The organism is Pseudomonas sp. SORGH_AS_0199, assembly GCF_031453735.1.
In the GTDB taxonomy this organism is placed as follows: domain Bacteria; phylum Pseudomonadota; class Gammaproteobacteria; order Pseudomonadales; family Pseudomonadaceae; genus Chryseomonas; species Chryseomonas aestiva.
In genome coordinates, this window is the sequence record NZ_JAVJAE010000001.1 from 281,159 (window position 1) to 300,537 (window position 19,379).

Annotated in this window: 15 protein-coding genes; 12 read left to right on the top strand and 3 right to left on the bottom strand. The window is 66.7% G+C overall.

Translation table 11 applies throughout. The features are described from left to right. Position 1: 1 nt before the first annotated feature. Positions 2 to 955: a sulfonate ABC transporter substrate-binding protein gene (locus QE444_RS01350; RefSeq protein WP_133860007.1), complete on the bottom strand. Its 954-nt coding sequence runs from the start codon at positions 953 to 955 to the stop codon at positions 2 to 4. A gap of 197 nt (positions 956 to 1,152) precedes the next feature. Between QE444_RS01350 and QE444_RS01355 the strand changes: the two genes are divergently transcribed. After that, positions 1,153 to 1,449 carry a YciI family protein gene (locus QE444_RS01355; protein WP_007159888.1) on the top strand — a complete coding sequence of 99 codons (297 nt, stop codon included), beginning with the start codon at positions 1,153 to 1,155 and terminating at the stop codon, positions 1,447 to 1,449. A 303-nt stretch (positions 1,450 to 1,752) separates the two neighbouring features. Continuing rightward, positions 1,753 to 2,814, top strand: coding sequence for an acyltransferase family protein (locus tag QE444_RS01360; RefSeq protein ID WP_133860008.1), 1,062 nt, complete (start codon positions 1,753 to 1,755; stop codon positions 2,812 to 2,814). A gap of 57 nt (positions 2,815 to 2,871) precedes the next feature. On the opposite strand, the gene QE444_RS01365 is transcribed toward QE444_RS01360, so the two are convergent. After that, positions 2,872 to 3,888 carry a zinc-dependent alcohol dehydrogenase family protein gene (locus QE444_RS01365; protein ID WP_133860009.1) on the bottom strand — a complete coding sequence of 339 codons (1,017 nt, stop codon included), beginning with the start codon at positions 3,886 to 3,888 and terminating at the stop codon, positions 2,872 to 2,874. Between the two features lie 149 nt (positions 3,889 to 4,037). On the opposite strand from QE444_RS01365, the gene QE444_RS01370 reads away from it, so the two are divergent. From QE444_RS01370 to QE444_RS01415, 10 genes are all read left to right on the top strand, one after another. Then, on the top strand, positions 4,038 to 4,958 hold the full coding sequence (locus tag QE444_RS01370; RefSeq protein ID WP_027597405.1) for a LysR family transcriptional regulator: 921 nt from the start codon (positions 4,038 to 4,040) through the stop codon (positions 4,956 to 4,958). 196 nt (positions 4,959 to 5,154) lie between these two features. Continuing rightward, positions 5,155 to 6,372 (top strand): efflux RND transporter periplasmic adaptor subunit, encoded by a 1,218-nt coding sequence (locus QE444_RS01375; protein ID WP_133860010.1) that lies wholly within the window; start codon positions 5,155 to 5,157, stop codon positions 6,370 to 6,372. A 159-nt stretch (positions 6,373 to 6,531) separates the two neighbouring features. Next, entirely contained in the window at positions 6,532 to 9,708 is a 3,177-nt protein-coding gene (locus QE444_RS01380) for an efflux RND transporter permease subunit (protein ID WP_263258652.1), read from the top strand. Next, a complete protein-coding gene (locus QE444_RS01385; RefSeq protein ID WP_133860012.1) occupies positions 9,705 to 11,138 on the top strand; it encodes an efflux transporter outer membrane subunit in 1,434 nt (477 codons plus the stop codon). Before QE444_RS01380 ends, QE444_RS01385 begins: the two co-directional genes overlap by 4 nt. Positions 11,139 to 11,569: 431 nt before the next feature. Further along, the gene (locus QE444_RS01390; RefSeq protein ID WP_133860013.1) at positions 11,570 to 14,377 is read left to right on the top strand and encodes a monovalent cation/H+ antiporter subunit A; all 2,808 of its coding nucleotides are present in this window, start codon (positions 11,570 to 11,572) and stop codon (positions 14,375 to 14,377) included. Position 14,378: 1 nt separating this feature from the next. Then, a complete protein-coding gene (locus QE444_RS01395; protein WP_017642337.1) occupies positions 14,379 to 14,708 on the top strand; it encodes a Na+/H+ antiporter subunit C in 330 nt (109 codons plus the stop codon). Then, the gene (locus tag QE444_RS01400) at positions 14,705 to 16,204 is read left to right on the top strand and encodes a monovalent cation/H+ antiporter subunit D (protein WP_309737174.1); all 1,500 of its coding nucleotides are present in this window, start codon (positions 14,705 to 14,707) and stop codon (positions 16,202 to 16,204) included. Before QE444_RS01395 ends, QE444_RS01400 begins: the two co-directional genes overlap by 4 nt. Next, positions 16,201 to 16,704 (top strand): Na+/H+ antiporter subunit E, encoded by a 504-nt coding sequence (locus QE444_RS01405; RefSeq protein WP_133860015.1) that lies wholly within the window; start codon positions 16,201 to 16,203, stop codon positions 16,702 to 16,704. The genes QE444_RS01400 and QE444_RS01405 overlap by 4 nt, the downstream gene beginning before the upstream one ends. After that, positions 16,689 to 16,958 carry a K+/H+ antiporter subunit F gene (locus QE444_RS01410; protein ID WP_133860016.1) on the top strand — a complete coding sequence of 90 codons (270 nt, stop codon included), beginning with the start codon at positions 16,689 to 16,691 and terminating at the stop codon, positions 16,956 to 16,958. Before QE444_RS01405 ends, QE444_RS01410 begins: the two co-directional genes overlap by 16 nt. Before the next feature lie 171 nt (positions 16,959 to 17,129). Further along, complete coding sequence (locus tag QE444_RS01415; RefSeq protein ID WP_133860017.1) at positions 17,130 to 17,459, top strand: Na+/H+ antiporter subunit G; 330 nt, start codon at positions 17,130 to 17,132, stop codon at positions 17,457 to 17,459. A 51-nt stretch (positions 17,460 to 17,510) separates the two neighbouring features. Here QE444_RS01415 and QE444_RS01420 read toward each other — a convergent pair whose 3' ends face one another. After that, on the bottom strand, positions 17,511 to 19,088 hold the full coding sequence (locus QE444_RS01420; protein ID WP_263258649.1) for an ABC transporter substrate-binding protein: 1,578 nt from the start codon (positions 19,086 to 19,088) through the stop codon (positions 17,511 to 17,513). Positions 19,089 to 19,379: the final 291 nt, after the last annotated feature.

Sequence of the window (19,379 nt, forward strand, 5' to 3'; positions counted from 1 at the left end):
GCTAGGGCGCCCGCCAAACCGCCTGGCTGACGTCCACCGCCCGGGGGATCAGCCCCTGGGCCTTGAAGATGTCGGCGGTCTGCTGCTGGGTGGCGATGATCTCCGGCGTCAGCGCCGTCGCGCCATAACCGGTACGCGCCTGCCAGGTGGCGATCACCGCTTCCGGCAGTCCGATCTGCTCGGCCAGGATGCGCGTCACCTCCGGCTTGTGGGCATTGGCCCAGGCGCCGGCCCTGGCCAGTTCCGCCAGCAGCAGGCGGATCGCCTCGGGATGGGCGTCGGCGAAGCGGCGCGACCCTTCATAGAAGCTGTTGGCATGCAACAGCCCTTTGTAGTCGGCCAGCACCCGCACCGGCTGGCTCTGCTGGATGGCCGCGAGATAAGGGTCCCAGACCACCCAGGCATCCACCGAGCCGTTGGCGAAGGCGGCGCGGGCATCGGCGGGCGGCAGATAGACCGGCTGGATGTCCTTGAAGCTCAGCCCGGCCTTTTCCAGGGCGGCGACCAGCAGGAAGTTGGCGCTCGAGCCCTTCTGCACCGCCACCTTCCTGCCTTTGAGCCCAGCCACGTCGCGGATCGGCGAGGCGGTCGGCACCAGGATGGCCTCAACCGCCTCGCTGGCCGGTTCCGCGCCCAGGTAGACTAGGTCGATCCCGGCCGCCTGGGCGAAGATCGGCGGCGGTGAACCGGTGTAGCCGACGTCGATGCTGCCGGCGTTGAGGGCCTCCAGCAACTGGGGGCCGGCCTGGAATTCGCGCCAGCTCACCTGATAGCCCTGGGCGCCCAGGGCCTGCTCCAGAGTGCCCTGGGCCTTGAGCACCGCCAGCAGACCGCCGCCCTTCTGATAGCCGATGCGCAGGACCTGGTCGGCGGCCTGGGCCGGGGCGAGCATCCCAAGTGCCAGTAGCAGAACGGCGCCCTGCGCCAGCCAGCGTCGGAGAGGGGAGCGAAACATGGCGACCTTCCTGATATTCCATTTGGAAAGGTAAGCCTGGCCTACCTAGACCAAGATGTTTAATACGTTTCTCTGCTAAGGCTATGCCCGGGCCGGGCAGGGAGAGCAGGCCAAGGTCCGATTGACGCTGACACTAGGATCGCGCCACCCTGCGCCAGCGGCGGCCACCGGGGCCGTCGACCCTATCGGAGCCTGCCATGCCTTTTCTGATCGAGACCTTCGACAAGCCGGACAGCCTGGCCCTGCGCCAGCAGCATCGCCCGGCCCACCTGGATTTCCTGCGCGAGAACGCCGCTGCCCTGCTGGCCTGCGGCGCCAAACTCAGTGACGATGGCGAGACCGCCAGCGGCAGCGTCTACATCGTCGATGTGGAAACCCGCGCCGAGGCGGAAGCCTTTATCGCCCGCGATCCCTTCACCAGCGCCGGTCTGCCGGGCGAGGTGCGCATCACCCGCTGGCGCAAGGCGATTCTGGACGGCAAGGCGTTCGTCTAGGTGCTCTCTAGGGCGGCCTGACCGGCCGCCTCCGCCCTACCGCGGATTGGCTTAAGAACAGCTTAAGCCTGGCACAATGCCACCTTAATCAACGCCGTTCGCAGCCGTTGCAAGTTCACACTTCCAGGAATCGATTCACAGAAAAGTGATGCAGCGCAAGAAAAGCCGGACTTTTCCCGTCCTTACCGCAAGGAAGCTAACGAACTAGCCTAAGCTCACCGGGCTCAGATGATCTGATGCGCCGACATCCTTTCCCACTCCCGTGGAAACGCTGTCTCGCTTAGCTAGTACAGAGGACTCAGCATGACCAAGACCACGCCTGAAAAGGATCTGCGCATCGAGACGATTCGCGGATTGGCGCTGTTTCTGATGGTAGCGGGCCATGTCATCGGCAGTTCGTCGACCCTGGGCATGAAGGTGCCGGACGAATCGGTGCTGCGCTATCTCTACGATTCCCTCGTCTATGTCCGGATGCCGCTGTTCACCGCCATCTCCGGCTACGTCTATGCGCTGCGCCCGGTGAATACCGGCAGCGATCTGTCTCGCTTCTACCAGGGCAAGTTCAAACGCATCGGCATTCCCCTGCTGGTGGTGTCCACGCTGTTCTTCGCCTTGCAGATGGCGGTGCCCAACACCAACTACAAGCCGCAGCTGACCGACATTTTCAGCATCTACTTCTTCAGCTACGCGCACTTCTGGTTCCTGCAGTCGATCTTCTGCATCTTCGTGGTGATCGCCCTGCTGGAGAAAGCCGGCCTGCTGCTGACCCTGCGCAACTTCGGCCTGGTGTTCGCCGTGGCCCTGGCGGCGTCCTTCGCCTGGGAGAGCTTCCCGGACCTGTTCAGCCTCTACAAGGCGGTGCAGCTGTTCCCCTTCTTCCTCTTGGGCCTGGGTCTCTACCGCTTCGGCGCGCAGCTCATCACCCAACGCAATGTCGTGACCATGGCCGTGGCCCTGGTGATCCTGGTGGCTATCGACCAGGCCTACCTGTTCGAGCTGGTCGATCTCGACGAAGGCGACATGGCCGTGGTGGGCACTGCCCTGGGGCTCGCCGCCATCAGCCTGCTGATCGCCCGCCGCTTCTATTTCAAGCCGCTGGCCTGGCTGGGGTACTTCTCCTTCGAGATCTACCTGTTCCACGTCTTCGGCACCGCGGGTGCGCGCATCGTGCTGAACAAGCTGCAGGTGCACGACGTCTGGGTGGTCTTTACCGTCAGCATGGTCATGGGCCTGTTCCTGCCGGTGGCGCTTAAACTGGTGCTGGAACGGATCAGTCCGCTGCACTTCCTCAGCGTGGCCTTCTTCGGCGCCAAGACGCGGGTCAACCGCGCCACGCCGCCGCTGCAGAAGAAAGCCGCCGCCTAGGCCGAGCGGCCATGAAAAAAACCCACGCCCAGGCGTGGGTTTTTTATTATCGGCACATCACTCGACGCTGAGGACGACGCGGCCCCGGGTGGGGCACTGCTCCATGCAGCGGTGGGCCTCGACGAACTGCTCGAAGGGAAACACCTGCTTGATCTGCGCCTTGAGCAGGCGATCGCGGGTCAGCTGGTCGATGTGCTGCAGGGCTTCGCGCACCGCAGCGCAATCGGCTTCCAGGCCCATCTCCGGCTGGCCGGTGAAGTCCTGCACGCAGTGGATGTAGAGCTTGAATTTCTTCTTGAAGGCCGCGCAGGCCGGCAGAGGGGTCTGGTTGCCCCCGTTGAGGCCGTAGAGCAGCAGCCGGCCGCGGGGCGCCATGGCCTCGCCGAGCAGCGCCAGTTGCGGACCGCCCAGGGCATCCAGGGCGACGTGCACGCCGACGCCGTCGGTGATGCTGGCGATACGGCTGACCAGATCCTCTTCCTCGGCGGCGATGACCCTTTCCGCACCCAGCTCCCGCAGGTAGTCACGGTCGCCGGCATCGTGGGTACTGGCGATGACCCGGGCACCCAGGGCCTTGGCCAGCTGGATGGACGCCGGGCCGCAGCAGCGACTGGCATCGGTGATCAGCACCCATTCGCCCGGTTGCAGCCGGGCCTGGTGCATCAGCGCGGTGTAGACGGTGAGCAGCGGGTTGTAGTGCACCGCGGCTTCCACCGGGCTGAGCACGTCCGGGTAGCGCACCAGGGAGGTGGCCGGATAGACCAGGTCGTCGCCATAGGCCGGGTAGCGATTGATGTCGTGCCCCAGGAAACTGGCCACGCGATCACCCACCGCCAGGTCGGCCACGCCCTCGCCCAGGGCGGTGACCACCCCGGCCAGCTCGCAGCCGAGACCGGCCGGCGGCACGGCCTGCTCGGGCGCCAGATTCTGCCGCCAGAGCACGTCGTACCAGCTCACGCCGATGGCTGCTACCCGCACCAGCACCTCGCCTGGACCCGCCACGGGCGTGGGCCGGTCGATGCAGGCGAGCACCTCCGGCGGGCCGAATTCGGTGAACTGGATCAGGCGGGACATGGCATTACCTCGCGTTGATGCCAACCCCGGGACGTTTGCCGAGGCGGACTGCTATGACTAGGACTCTAACCAGCCTTCCCTTAGGATTCTATGCATCCCCATCGATAATGGACATCGGGGGTATCGATCCACTCCCTGCCGGGGCCTGAATGAACCGTACCGATCTGCGTCGCGTCGACCTCAACCTGCTCATCGTGTTCGAGACCCTGATGCTCGAGCGCAGCGTCACCCGTGCCGCGGAAAAGCTGTTTCTCGGCCAGCCGGCGATCAGCGCGGCCCTGGCGCGGCTGCGCACCCTGTTCGACGATCCGCTGTTCGTCCGCACCGGGCGCAGCATGGAACCCACCCCGCGGGCCCAGGAGATCGCCGCCCTGCTGTCGCCGGCACTGGACCAGATCTCCAGCGCGGTGAGCCGCACCCAGAGTTTCGAGCCGGCCAGCGCCGACCGGGTGTTTCGCGTCGGCCTGTCCGACGACGTCGAATTCGCCCTGCTGCCGCCGCTGCTCAGGCGCATCCGCATCGAGGCACCCGGCACCACCCTGGTGGTGCGGCGGATGAACTACCTGACCGCCGCTGGCATGCTGGCCTCCGGCGAGATCACCGTGGCGGTGGGCTATACCGAGGAGTTGCCGGCCAATGCCAAGCGCCGGCCGGTACGCCGCTTCGGCTTCAAGGTGCTGCGCGCCGACAGCAAGCCCGGACGCCTGACCCTGGACGAATACTGCGCCCGCCCCCATGCCCTGGTGTCCTATGCCGGCGATCTCACCGGCTATATCGACGAGTTGCTCGACAAGCTCGGTCGCCAGCGCCGGGTGGTGCTGGCGGTGCCCCAGTTCAACGGCCTGGGTTCGCTGCTGGCGGAAACCGATCTGCTGGTGATGGTGCCGGACTACACCGCGCGCCTGCTGGCCAGCACCGGTGGCCTGAGGTACGAGGACCCGCCGGAAGAGCTGCGCGACGGCAGCCATGAATTGCCCATGGCCTGGAGCGGCGCCCAGGATCACGATCCCGGCGAACGCTGGCTGAGGTCGCGCATCCAGATGTTCATTGGCGATCCGGACAGTCTTTGAGGCACAGAGCCACCCCTGTTCCGGCAGAACGGCTCAACGACGGCCCTTTCCAGCAAGGGCCATCACCGCCAGCGATACCTTCAACAAAACCATCATCGCCATCGATAAATAAGTTCGAGCCCTTCGATTCGTCGCTGCCCGCGCGCGGCGGCAGACTCGCCTCCCTGACCTCTTTCCACCTCGGGCGGACTCGAACATGGATCTCTTCGCGAAAACCCTCGGCCCCCTGGCCCTGACTTCAACGCTGTTCCTGGCCGCCTGCGGCGATTCCCATCCCCAGGCCAGCGCCGCACCGCCCGCGCCCAAGGTGAGCGCCGCCGAGGTGCTGCGCCAGCCGGTGGTGGAATGGGACGAGGTGACCGGCCGCCTGGAAGCGCCCGAGTCCGTGGTGGTGCGTCCGCGCGTCTCCGGCTACGTCGACCGCGTGCTCTTCCACGAAGGTGCCCGGGTCAAGCGTGGCGACTTGCTGCTGCAGATCGATCCGCGCCCCTTCCAGGCCGAGGTCAAGCGCCTCGAAGCCGAGCTGCAACAGGCCCGCGCCAGCGCCAGTCGCACCGCCGACGAAGCTGCCCGCGGCGAACGTCTGCGCAGCAGCAACGCCATCTCCGCGGAAATCGTCGAGGCTCGCCGCAGCGCCGCCCAGGAAGCCAAGGCCAGCGTAGCCGCGGCCCAGGCACAACTGGATGCCGCGCGCCTGAATCTGGGCTTCACCGAGGTCCGCGCCGCCATCGACGGGCGCGTCGGCCGCGCCGAGGTGACCGCCGGCAACCTGGTCAACGCCGGCGACACCCGCCTCACCACCCTGGTCTCCACCGACAAGGTCTATGCCTATTTCGACGCCGACGAGCGTGTCTTCCTCAAGCAGCAGGCCCTGGCTCGCCAGGGTCAGCGCGGCACGGCCAGCCCGGTCTACATGGCGCTGTCCAACGAGGACGACTTTTCCCATGAAGGCCACATGGACTTCATGGACAACCAGCTCGATCCGCGCACCGGCACCATCCATGGTCGCGCCGTGTTCGACAACGCCGACGGTCGCTTCACCCCGGGGCTCTATGCCCGGCTGCGCCTGGTGGGCAGCGGCACCTACGACGGTACCCTGATCCAGGACGCCGCCGTGGGCACCGACCTGGGCAAGAAATTCGTGCTGGTGGTGGATGGCCAGAGCAAGACGGCCTATCGCACCGTCGACCTGGGTCCGCGCCTGGAAGGCCTGCGCATCGTGCGCAAGGGGCTGGAAGCCGGCGATCGCATCGTGGTCAACGGCCTGCAGCGGGTGCGCCCGGGCATGACCGTCGACGCCCAGTCGGTGCCCATGGCCGATGCCACCACCCTGGCTGCCCTCAAGCGTCAGCGCGACGCGGTCCTCGCCAGCCTGCCGGCGCCTACCCAGCCGCTCAAGGTAGGTAGTCGCTAGACCCCAGGCTCCACCCCGTCCCGTTTCAGACTTTCTCCCGTCCAGGCATCGCGGTATCGCGGTCATGGACCGCTCCTACGATGGCGTCCGTGCCGGTAGGAGCGGCCCATGGCCGGGATGGCTGCGCCTCTGCACGCCTTTCGCTCAAGGACTGCTCCGATGAACTTCTCCCAGTTCTTCATCCGCCGGCCGATCTTCGCCGCCGTGCTCTCGCTGATCATCCTGATCGGCGGGGCCATCTCGCTGTTCCAGTTGCCGATCAGCGAATACCCCGAGGTGGTCCCGCCCACCGTGGTGGTGCGCGCCACCTTCCCCGGCGCCAACCCCAAGGTGATCGGCGAGACCGTCGCCGCGCCCCTGGAGCAGGCCATGAACGGCGTGGAGCACATGCTCTACCTGTCGTCCCAGTCGACCGCCGACGGCAAGCTGACCCTGACCATCACCTTCGCCCTGGGCACCAACCTGGATACCGCCCAGGTGCAGGTGCAGAATCGCGTCACCCGCACCCTGCCCAAGCTGCCGGAAGAGGTGCAGCGCCTCGGCGTGACCGCCGACAAGGCCTCGCCGGACCTGGCGATGGTGGTGCACCTGACCTCGCCGGATCAGCGCTACGACATGCTCTATCTGTCCAACTACGCCCTGATCAACGTCAAGGACGAACTGGCGCGACTGGACGGCGTGGGCGATGTCCAGCTGTTCGGCATGGGCGACTATTCCCTGCGCGTCTGGCTCGATCCGGACAAGGTCGCCTCGCGCGGCCTGACCGCCAGCGACGTGGTCACCGCCATCCGCGAGCAGAATCGCCAGGTCGCCGCCGGTGCCCTCGGCGCGCCGCCGGCCCCCGGCAGCACCAGCTTCCAGCTGGCCATCAACACCCAGGGCCGCCTGGTGGATGAGGAGGAATTCGCCAACATCATCGTGCGCGCCGGCAGCGACGGCCAGATCACCCGGCTGCGCGACATCGCCCGCATCGAACTGGGCTCCAACCAGTACGCCCTGAGATCCCTGCTGAACAACCAGCCGGCGGTGGCCATCCCGATCTTCCAGCGCCCCGGCAGCAATGCCATCGACTTGTCCAACCAGGTGCGCGCCAAGATGGCCGAGCTCAAGCAGGGCTTCCCCCAGGGCATGGACTACGAGATCGTCTACGATCCGACCATCTTCGTGCGCGGCTCCATCGAGGCCGTGGTGCACACCCTGTTCGAAGCCATCATCCTGGTGGTACTGGTGGTGATCCTGTTCCTGCAGACCTGGCGCGCCTCGATCATTCCGCTGGCGGCGGTGCCGGTGTCGCTGATCGGCACCTTCGCGGTGATGCACGCCTTCGGCTTCTCGCTCAATGCGCTGTCGCTGTTCGGCCTGGTGCTGGCCATCGGCATCGTGGTGGACGACGCCATCGTGGTGGTGGAAAACGTCGAACGGAACATCGGCCTCGGCCTCGATCCGGTGGCCGCCACCCGGCGCGCCATGGGCGAGGTGACCGGGCCCATCATCGCCACCGCCCTGGTGCTCTGCGCGGTGTTCGTGCCGACCGCCTTCATCTCCGGTCTCACCGGGCAGTTCTATCGCCAGTTCGCCCTGACCATCGCCATCTCCACGGTGATCTCGGCCTTCAACTCCCTGACCCTGTCGCCGGCCCTGGCCGCGGTACTGCTCAAGGGCCACGACGCGCCCAAGGACCGCTTCTCGCGCCTGCTCGACCGGCTGTTCGGTGGCTGGCTGTTCGCCCCCTTCAACCGCTTCTTCGACAAGGCCAGCCACGGCTATGTCGGCGCCGTGCGCCGGGTGCTGCGCGGTGGCTCCATCGTGCTGGTGCTCTATGTGATCCTCCTGGGCCTGACCGGCCTGGGGCTGGTGAAGACGCCGACCGGCTTCGTGCCGCCCCAGGACAAGCAGTACCTGGTGGCCTTCGCCCAGCTGCCCGACGCCGCCACCCTGGATCGCAGCGAAGAGGTCATCCGCCGCATGTCGGCCATCGCCCTCAAGCACCCCGGCGTGGAAAGCACCGTAGCCTTCCCCGGCCTGTCCATCAACGGCTTCACCAACAGCCCCAACAGCGGCATCGTCTTCGTGACCCTCAAGCCCTTCGAGGAGCGCCGTGATCCCTCGCTGTCGGCTGGCGCCATCGCCGCCCAACTGAACGGCGAATTCGCCGCCATCCAGGAGTCCATCATCGCCATCTTCCCGCCGCCACCGGTGCAGGGGCTGGGCAGCATCGGCGGCTTCCGCCTGCAGGTGGAGGACCGCGGCAACCTGGGCTACGAGGAGCTCTACGCCCAGACCCAGAGCGTGCTGGCCAAGGCGCGGCAGCTGCCGGAACTGGCGCCGGAGTCGCTGTTCACCAGCTACCAGGTCAACGTGCCGCAGATCGATGCCCACATCGATCGCGAGAAGGCCAAGACCCACGGCGTGCCCATCGACGCCATCTTCGACACCCTGCAGGCCTACCTGGGCTCGGTCTACGCCAACGACTTCAACCGCTTCGGCCGTACCTTCCAGGTCAACGTCCAGGCCGACCAGCGCTTCCGCCTGGAGCCCGAGCAGATCGGCCAGCTCAAGGTGCGCAACGACCGCGGCGAGATGGTGCCCCTGTCCACCTTCGTCAAGATCAGCGACACCGCCGGCCCCGATCGGGTGATGCACTACAACGGCTTCCTGACCGCCGAGATCAACGGCGCGCCGGCCCCGGGCTACAGCTCCGGCCAGGCCCAGGCGGCCATCGAGGGGCTGCTCAAGCAGGAGCTGCCCAACGGCATGACCTTCGAATGGACCGAGCTGACCTACCAGCAGATCCTCTCCGGCAATACCGCCCTGCTGGTGTTCCCGCTCTGCGTGCTGCTGGCCTTCCTGGTGCTGGCCGCCCAGTACGAGAGCTGGAGTCTGCCGCTGGCGGTGATCCTGATCGTGCCCATGACCCTGCTCTCGGCCATCACCGGAGTGATCCTGGCCGGCAGCGACAACAACATCTTCACCCAGATCGGCCTGATCGTATTGGTGGGCCTGGCGTGCAAGAACGCCATCCTCATCGTCGAGTTCGCCAAGGACCAGCAGGCCACCGGCAAGGACCGCGTCGCCGCGGTGCTGGAGGCCTGCCGCCTGCGCCTGAGACCCATCCTGATGACCAGCTTCGCCTTCATCATGGGCGTGGTGCCCCTGGTGACCTCGACCGGTGCCGGCGCCGAGATGCGCCATGCCATGGGCGTCGCCGTGTTCTCCGGAATGCTCGGGGTGACCTTCTTCGGCCTGCTACTCACACCGCTGTTCTATGTGCTGGTACGCGCCTTCGTGGAGCGTCGCCAGGCCCGCTCCGCCGTTGCCCAGGAGGCCCAGGCATGAAGGCTTTCGCTCCCCTGCTGCTGGCGCTGGCGGTCTCCGCCTGCGCCGTCGGTCCGCACTACCAGGCGCCCGAGCAGGCGCCCGCGCAACTCCAGGCCAGCCAGCAGCCCGCCGTCTACGACCAGGGCCGCTTCGAGACACTCTGGTGGCGCCAGTTCGAGGACCCGGCCCTCAACGCCCTGGTCGCCAGTAGCCTAGATGGCAACCGCGAATTGCGCGCGGCCTTCGCTCGGCTGCGTGCCGCTCGCGCGCTGCGGGACGACGACGCCAATGATCTCTATCCTACGGTCACTAGCCGCGCCAGCAGCCAGCTCGGCAAGGCCCAGCAACCCGGCTTCACCGAGGAGCGGGTCAACAGCGACCGCTATGACCTGGGTCTGGACATGGCCTGGGAGCTGGATCTGTTCGGTCGCGTGCGCCATACCCTGGAAGCCAGCGACGCCCGCGCCGAAGCTGCAGCCTCCGACCTCGCCGGCCTACAGGTCAGCCTAATCGCCGAACTAGTGGACGCCTATGGCGACCTGCGCGGCGCCCAGCTGCGCGAACGCATTGCCCGCGACAACCTCGGCAACCAGCGCGAAGCGCGCCGTCTGACCGTGACCCTCAGAGATGAAGGCATGGGCAGCGACCTGGACGTGCAGCGCAGCGAAGCGCGCCTGGCCGCCACCGAAGCCAGCCTGCCGGAATTCCAGGCCCAGGCCACCCGCGCGCGCAACCGCATCGCCACGCTGCTCGGCCAGCGCCCGGATGCCCTCAGCGTGGATCTCGCACCCAAGGCCCTGCCGGCCATCGCCAAGCGCCTGCCCATCGGCGATCCCGGCGAGCTGCTGCGCCGCCGGCCGGACGTGGCGGCCGCCGAACGCCGGCTGGCCGCCGCCACCGCCGACGTTGGCGTGGCCACCGCCGACCTCTTCCCGCGGGTCAGTCTCTCGGGCTTTCTCGGCTTTACCGCCGGACGCGGCTCGCAGATCGGCAGCAGTGCCGCCCGCGCCTGGGGCCTTGGCCCGAGCATCAGCTGGGCGGCCTTCGACCTGGGCAGCGTCCGCGCCCGCTTGCGCGGCGCCCGCGCCGGCTCCGAAGAGGCCCTGGCCAACTACGAGCAGCAGGTGCTGACCGCCCTGGAAGAGAGTGCCAACGCCTTTAGCGACTATGGCCGTCGCCAGGAGCGCCTGCAGGCGCTGATCCGCCAGTCGGTGGCCAGCCGCGCCGCCGCCGACCAGGCCGAGATCCGCTACCGCGAGGGGGGTACCGACTTCCTGGTGCTGCTGGACGCCCAGCGCGAACGCCTGGCCGCCGAGGACCAGCAGGCCCAGGGCGAAATCGAGCTCTATCGCGGCATCGTCGCCCTCTACAAGGCCCTGGGTGGCGGCTGGGACGTGCAACCCACCCGTCTCGCCCAGGGCAACGCTTCCCCCGCGCCGGCGCGCTAACCGCCGGCGCTTACCCCCGACACGCGTGTTCTCTTGCTCCTTTGGCGTGTCGGGTTTTTTCTTCCGCTACCCGGTGCGGTGCCTTGGGCACCGCACCGGGTAGCCCTCCTCCGCGCAGATCTGAGCAAAATCCCGTCCCAGAGGTCTCAGTGAGACCCGAATAGCGCCCGTCGGGCGTTTGCGTCCTGTGCTGGACGCTGCCTGGCTGTTTCCTAATATTTTGTAAGGGAGACGGGGCTAGGATTTTGTGGTCTCTCTTTTATTATCACCTTAGGTTATTAAACCTTCTGTTCTTGTACGAAACTCGAACATCGATTTCTCCGCCTTTCGCCATTCTGGCGATCGCCGCGTGGAGGGATCGAATGCCGCTCGAGGTCTGAGGGAGCCCCATCTACCAACCGCCGTGAGGCGCTCAGCTAAAGGATGCAGGCATGGTATTGGCGCTGATCATCGCGTTGCCCTTCCTGGGAACACTGCTGTCGCTGGCGACCGATCGCTTCGGCCGGCGCGCCTGCGCCCTGGGCACCGCCGTGGCCCCGGCCCTGGCCCTGGCCCTGCTGGCGACGCAACTGCCCGCGGTCCTGGATGGCGCCGTGCTGCTGCAGCGGGTCGACTGGTTGCCGGCGCTGGGGCTGAACCTCAGCCTGCGCCTGGACGGCCTGGGGCTGATGTTCGCGTTGATGATCCTGGTCATGGGCCTGCTGGTGATCCTCTATGCCACCTATTACCTGAGCAAGGATGAAAAGGTCGGGCGCTTCTTCGCCTACCTGCTGCTGTTCATGGGCGCCATGCTGGGCGTGGTGCTGGCGGAGAATCTGCTGCTGTTGCTGGTGTTCTGGGAGCTGACCAGCCTGTCGTCCTTCCTCTTGATCGGCTTCTGGAGCCACAGCAAGGAAGCCCGCCAGGGCGCGCGCATGGCGCTGACCGTCACCGGCGGCGGCGGCCTGGCCCTGCTCGCCGGCATCCTCCTGCTCGGCCATATCGTCGGCAGCTTCGAGCTCACCGACGTCCTCGCCGCCGGCCCGCTGATCACCGGCCATGCCCTCTATCCGCTGGCGCTGATCCTGGTGCTGCTCGGCGTCTTCACCAAGTCCGCGCAATTCCCCTTCCATTTCTGGCTGCCCCAGGCCATGGCCGCGCCGACGCCGGTCTCGGCCTACCTGCACTCGGCGACCATGGTCAAGGCCGGAGTCTTCCTGCTGGCGCGGCTCTATCCGGCACTGGCCGATTCGGAATGGTGGTTCTACATCGTCACCCTCACCGGCCTCACCACCCTGGTGGTGGGCGCCATCCTGGCGCTGTTCCAGCACGACCTCAAAGGCCTGCTGGCCTACTCCACCATCAGCCACCTGGGCCTGATCACCCTGCTGTTCGGCCTCGACACCCAGCTGTCCACCGTGGCGGCGGTGTTTCACATCCTCAACCACGCCACCTTCAAGGCCTCGCTGTTCATGGCCGCCGGCATCATCGACCACGAGACCGGCAGCCGCGACATGCGCCGCCTGGCCGGACTCTGGCGCTACATGCCGCACACCGCGGTGCTGGCCATGGTCGCTGCCGCGGCCATGGGCGGGGTGCCGCTGCTCAACGGCTTCCTGAGCAAGGAGATGTTCTTCAACGAGACCCTCAACCACGGCCTGTTCGGCAGCTTCAGCTGGATCGTGCCGGCGGTGGCGGTGCTCTACGGGGTCTTCTCGGTGGCCTATTCGCTGCGCTTCATCCACGACGTCTTCTTCAACGGCGAACCGCGCGACCTGCCCCACTATCCGCCCCACGAGCCGCCGCGCTACATGAAGATCCCGGTGGAGATTCTGGTGCTGCTCTGCCTGCTGGTGGGCGTGGTGCCGGGCTACACCGTGGCGCCGCTGCTGGCCGCCGGGGCCAGCGCCGCCCTCGGCGGCAGCCTGCCCGACTACAGCCTGTCCATCTGGCACGGCTTCAACACCGCCCTGGTGATGAGCCTCGTCGCCATGGTCGGCGGCGTGCTGGTCTATGCCTTCCGCCAGCCGCTGTTCCGCTGGCAGCAGGGCCTGCCCGACATCGATGCCCTCCAGGTCTTCGAGAAGAGCATGAGTCGGCTGACTGGCTTCGCCCAGCGCCTGACCCTCGGCCTGGAAAGCGGCTCGCTGCAGGGCTATATCGCGCTGATGCTGGCTGCCACCCTGGTGCTGCTGGTGGCGGCGCTGTCCGGCCTGGACAGCCTTCACGGCCCGGTGGCCCTGTCGCCCTTCGATCCACTCACCGCCCTGGGCCTGGGCATCCTGATGCTGACCGCGGTGCTGACGGTGTTCTTCCACCGCAATAGACTCAAGGCGCTGATGACCCTGAGCACCGTGGGGCTGATCGTCTCGCTGCTGTTCGCCCGCTATTCGGCGCCCGACCTGGCGCTGACCCAGTTGTCGGTGGAGGTGGTGACCATCATCCTGCTGGTACTGGCGCTGTTCTTCATGCCCGATCGCACCCCCATCGAATCCAGCAGCCTGCGCGGCCTGCGCGACGTCCTGCTGGCCGGCGGCCTGGGGCTGCTGGTAGCGCTGCTGGCCTATGCCGTGCTCACCCGGCCCTATACCGGCATTGGCGACTTCTTCCTGGCCAACTCGGTGTCCGGTGGCGGTGGCTACAACGTGGTCAACGTCATCCTGGTGGACTTTCGCGGCTTCGACACCCTCGGCGAGATCACCGTGCTGGCCATCGCCGCGGCGGGCGTCTATGGCCTGCTCAAGCACCTGCACCTGCCGCATCCGCTGGTCGACCCCAAGGGCACGCCCTGGTCGCGCGACAGCCATCCGATGATCCTCAACAACGTGGCCCGGGTGCTCCTGCCGCTGGCGCTGCTGGTGTCGGCCTTCATCTTCGTGCGTGGCCACAACCTGCCCGGTGGCGGCTTCATCGCCGGCCTGATCACCGCCATCGCCCTGATCCTGCAATACGTGGCCCATGGCGTGACCTGGACCCAGCGGCGCCTGCCGATCAGCTACCACGCCCTCTGCGGCCTCGGGGTGCTGATCGCCGCCCTCACCGGGCTGGGCTCGCTGGCGTTCGGCCGGCCCTTCCTGACCACCGCCTTCGACTACTTCGCCATCCCCCTGATCGGCAAGACCGAACTGGCCACCGCGCTGATCTTCGATCTCGGGGTCTACCTCGCCGTCGTCGGCGCCACCCTCCTGATCCTCTCCAACCTGGGCCACGTCAGCCGGGACGAGAAGGACACGGACGGCTCCAGCCAGGAGGTGCTCTAGCATGGAGATCCTGTTCTGCACGGCCCTCGGGGTGCTCACCGCCAGCGGCGTGTACCTGCTGCTCAGGGCGCGCCTCTATCCGGTGGTGCTCGGCCTCACCCTGCTCTCCTACGCGGTCAACCTCTTCCTGTTCGCCATGGGCCGCTTGCGCACCGGCGTGCCGGCGGTGATCGGCAAGGCCGCCGAGCAGGCCGATCCGGTGCCCCAGGCGCTGGTGCTCACCGCCATCGTCATCGGCTTCGCCATGACCGCCTTCGTGGTCGCCCTGTCGCTGCGTGCCCTGGGCGAATTGCGCACCGACCACGTGGATGGCGAGGAGCCGCGCCGATGAAGCACCTGATCATCCTGCCGATCCTCGTGCCGCTGTTCATGGGCGCCCTCCTGCTCATGCGCCCGCGGCTGTCCGCCCGTACCGCGCGCCGGCTATCGCTGCTCGCCACCGCGACCCTGCTGCCACTGGCGCTGCTGCTCCTGCAGCGGGCCGGCAGCGGCCAACTGGAGGTCTATGCCCTCGGCGACTGGCCGGCGCCCTTCGGCATCGTCCTGCTGCTGGATCGCCTGGCCGCGCTGATGCTGGCTACCGTGGCCGTACTGGCCGCGGGCGCGGCGCTCTACGCCTGCCGCGGCGACGACGCGCGCGGTCCGGATTTCCACGCGCTGTTCCAGTTCCAGTTGCTGGGTATCAACGGCGCCTTCCTCACCGGCGACCTGTTCAATCTCTTCGTCTTCTTCGAGATCCTGCTGATCGCTTCCTATGCCCTGCTGGTGCACGGCGCCGGCCCCGCGCGGGTACGCGCCGGCCTGCACTACGTGGTGCTCAACCTGGTGGGCTCGGCGCTGTTCCTGATCGGCATCGGCCTGCTCTACGGCCTGCTCGGTACCCTGAACCTGGCCGACCTCGGCCTGAGGGTCGCCAGCGCCGACCCCGAGCGCGCGCCCCTGTTGGCCGCCGCGGGCTTCCTGCTGCTGGTGGTATTCGGCCTCAAGGGCGCCATCCTGCCGCTGTACTTCTGGCTGCCCAGCGCCTATTCGGCGGCCAGTGCGCCGGTCGCCGCCCTGTTCGCCATCATGACCAAGGTCGGGCTCTACGCCATCGTCCGCGTCTTCCTGCTGGTGTTCGGCGCGGCCGCCGGGCCCCTGGCCCACTACGTGCTGCCCTGGCTCTGGCCACTGGCGGCGATCACCCTGGCCGCCGGGGTATTCGGTGCCCTGGCCGCCCACCATCTCAAGGCCCTGCTCGGCTACCTGGTGGTCATCTCGGTGGGGATGCTGCTGACCGGCGTGGCCCTGGGCAGCGTCTCCGGCCTGGCCGCCACGCTGTTCTATCTGGTCCACAGCACCTGGATCGCCGGCGCCCTGTTCCTGCTGGCGGATCTCATCGCCCAGCAGCGTGGCGGGCAAGGCGACCTGCTCAAGAGCGGTCCGCCGTTGCGTCACCCACGGTTGCTCGGCGGCCTGTTCTTTCTCGGGGCGATCTCCGTTGCCGGCCTGCCGCCCTTCCCCGGCTTTCTCGGCAAGGTGATGCTTTTGCAGGCCACCGGTACCGCCTGGCCGGCACTGATCATCTGGCCGGTGGTGCTGCTCGGCGGGCTGGGCATGCTCATCGCCCTGTCTCGTGCCGGGACCACGCTGTTCTGGCGCGGCAAGGGCGCGACCCTGGAGGTGCGCCTCGATCCCGTCCAGCTCGCCGCCACCCTCGGCCTGCTGCTGGGCAGCCCGCTGCTGATGGCGCTGGCGTCGCCGCTGCATGGCTATGTCCTAGAGACCGCCCGGCAACTGCTGGACGTCGCACCCTACTTCGACATCGTCCGGGGGGTTGACCCATGAAGCGCTGGCGCCTGCTGCCACACCCGCTGCTCACCGTCCTGCTGACCCTGACCTGGCTGCTGCTCAACAACAGCCTGAGTCCCGGCCAGCTGCTGCTGGGCCTGCTGCTCGGCTGGGGCATCCCGTTGCTCTGCCAGGACTTCCTGCTGCACGCCCCTCGCTTGCGCCGTCCCCTGCTCCTGCTGCGCTACATGCTGATGGTGCTGTACGACATCATCGTCGCCAATCTGCACGTCGCGCGACTGGTGCTGGGCCGGACCGAGGCGCTCAAGCCGGCGTTCATCGAGGTCCCCATCGACATCGAGGACGAATTCCTGCTCACCCTGCTCGCCTGCGTGGTGTCCCTCACCCCCGGCACCGTTTCGTCCGGCCTCAGCGGCGATCGCAAGACCCTGCTGCTGCACGGTCTCGATGTCGCGGACAAGGACGAGGTGATCCGCCAGGTCAAGACGCGCTATGAAGCCCCGCTCAAGGAGATCTTCGAATGCTCACCTACGTGACCCTGCTGTGTATGGGGATGATGGGCGTAGCCGCCGTGCTCAACGTCTATCGCCTGGTGAAGGGACCGGACATCCCGGATCGGGTGCTGGCGCTGGATACGCTCTATATCAATGTCCTGGCGATCATCATCCTGTTCGGCATCTGGCTGGCCACCGACGTCTTCTTCGAAGCGGCGCTGCTCATCGCCGTGACCGGCTTCGTCGGCACCGTGGCGCTGGGCAAGCACATGCTGCATGGCGAAATCATCGACTGAGAACCTATCCCTGATCAGCTGCGCGTCGGCCAAGCGGCGTTGAAAAGACTTTCGGAATGCTCATTTACCATTCGTAAACTCGGGCGCGAGTCCGATCCGCTTCCTCAAGTCTTTTCGCCTTGCTTGGCTCTAGCTCGCAAGATCATGAACAGCTTCTAGAGAGGAAAATCCATGCCCTTCTGGCTCGAACTCCTGATCTGCGCCCTGCTGCTCATCGGCAGCAGCTTCGCCCTTATCGGCGCCATCGGCCTGTACCGGCTGCCGGACTTCTTCATGCGCCTGCACGGTCCGACCAAGGCCACCACCCTGGGCGTGGGCAGCACCATCGTCGCCTCGATGCTGTTCTTCAGCGTCCAGGGCGAGGGCCTCAGCCTGCACGAACTGCTGATCGCCCTGTTCATCTTCATCACCGCGCCGGTCAGCGCCCACATGCTGGCGCGCGCCGCCATCCAGCAGAAGGTCAGGCAGGTCGAGCGTACCGACGGCCGGCCCTGGCGCTAGGTCTGGCTACGGCCCGCTCATCGCGCCCGGGCGGTCGGGCTACAGGCGGTCCTAGCGACCGCCGCTGACCTTGCTGAAGTCCTGGCGGCCGAAGGGATTGGGCTGGTAGCCCTCGACGCCTTTATTCGCCAGTACCGTCACCGTCGGGTGCGCCAGCGGCAGCCACAGCGCCTGGTCGTGGATGATGCGCTGCGCCTGGTGATACACCGTGGCGCGTGCCATCTGGTCGGACAGGGTCTTGCCCTTGCTGATGGCGCCATCCAGGGTCTTGTCGCAATAACGGGCGAAATTCAGCCCCGACTGTACCGAGGCGCAGGAGAATTGCGGCGTCAGGTAGTTGTCCGGATCACCGTTGTCGCCGGCCCAGCCCATGAACAGCAGGTCGTGCTCGCCGGTCTTGGCGCGGCGGATCAGTTCACCCCACTCGATCACCTGGATCTGCGCATCGACGCCGATCTTCTTCAGGTCGGCTTGCAGCATCTGGGCACCCAGTTGCGGATTGGGATTGAGCAGGCTGCCGCTGGGGCGCGTCCAGATGGTGGTCTTGAAGCCGTCCTTGAGGCCCGCCTGGGCCAGCAGCGTCTTGGCCTTGGCCGGGTCATAGGGGTAGGCCGGCACGTCCTTGGCATAGCCCCAGGTGGTGGGCGGATAGACGTTGTCGGCGGCCACCGCGGTGTCCTGGAACACCGCCTTCAGATAGCTCTGCTTGTCGAACGCCAGGTTGATGGCCTGGCGCACCTTGATGTTGTCCAGCGGCGGATGGCTGGTGTTGATGCCGACGAAGGCGGTCATGAAGGCCGGCGTCTGCAGCACCTGCAGGCTCTTGTCCTCCTGGGCGCTCTGCAGATCCTGGGGCTTGGGCGACAGGGCGATCTGGCACTCGCCGCGCTTGAGTCGCTGCAGGCGCACCGCCGAATCCGGGGTGATGGCATAGATCAGCCCATCCAGCTTGGGCTTGCCGGCAAAGTAGTCCGGATTGGCCGCGTAGCGCACCGCGGCATCCTTCTGGTAGCGCTTGAAGACGAAGGGACCGGTGCCTATGGGTTCGTCATTGAGTTGGGCGGTCTTGCCGGCCTTGAGCAACTGCTCGGCGTATTCGGCGGAATAGATGGAGGCGAAGCCCATGCTCAGGGTCGGCAGGAAGGTGGCGTCCGGGCTGTTGAGCACGATGCGCACGCCAAGGTCACTGGTCTTTTCCACGCTCTTGATCAGCTTGGGCCACTGCATCGACTGGGCATGGGGATAGCCGCTCTTGGCCACCGCGTGCCAGGGGTGATCCTTGTCCAGCATGCGCTGGAAGCTGAACACCACGTCGTCGGCGGTCAGGGTACGGCTGGGGGTGAAGTAGTCGGTGTGGTGAAACTTCACGTCCGGCCGCAGGGCGAAATCATAGGTCAGGCCGTCGCTCGATACCGTCCAGCTCTGCGCCAGGCTCGGCACCAGCTTGGCTTCGCTGGCGTCGTATTCCACCAGGCGATTCATCAGCACGTCGGCCGAGGCATTGGTGGTGGTCAGGGAGTTGTACTGCACCACGTCGAATCCATCCGGACTGGCTTCGGTACAGACGCTGAGCGTGGCGGCCTGCGCCAGCAGGGGCGCGAAGAGCAGAGGCAAGGCGGCGAGACGCATAGAACGATTCCTTGTGGATCCGAAGTGGGCAGACGGCGCCCAGGTGGCTGGCAACGGCTGACGGGCGCCGCGGGCGGTCGTCTGACGGACGTGGATTGAAAATGGCAGTCGCTCTAAACTAGACCACCCGTCCGTCCGTCACAATGCTTCTGACCGACGAACGGTTGGCATTCCGGCCGGGCTCGCATAGCGCCCGGTGCGCGGGCATTTCATCCGTCGCCCTACCTTGTTATGCCAGAGTACTTCTGGTATAAAACAGCGCTCTTTTTTCGGGGTATGGCCGCTTCAGGT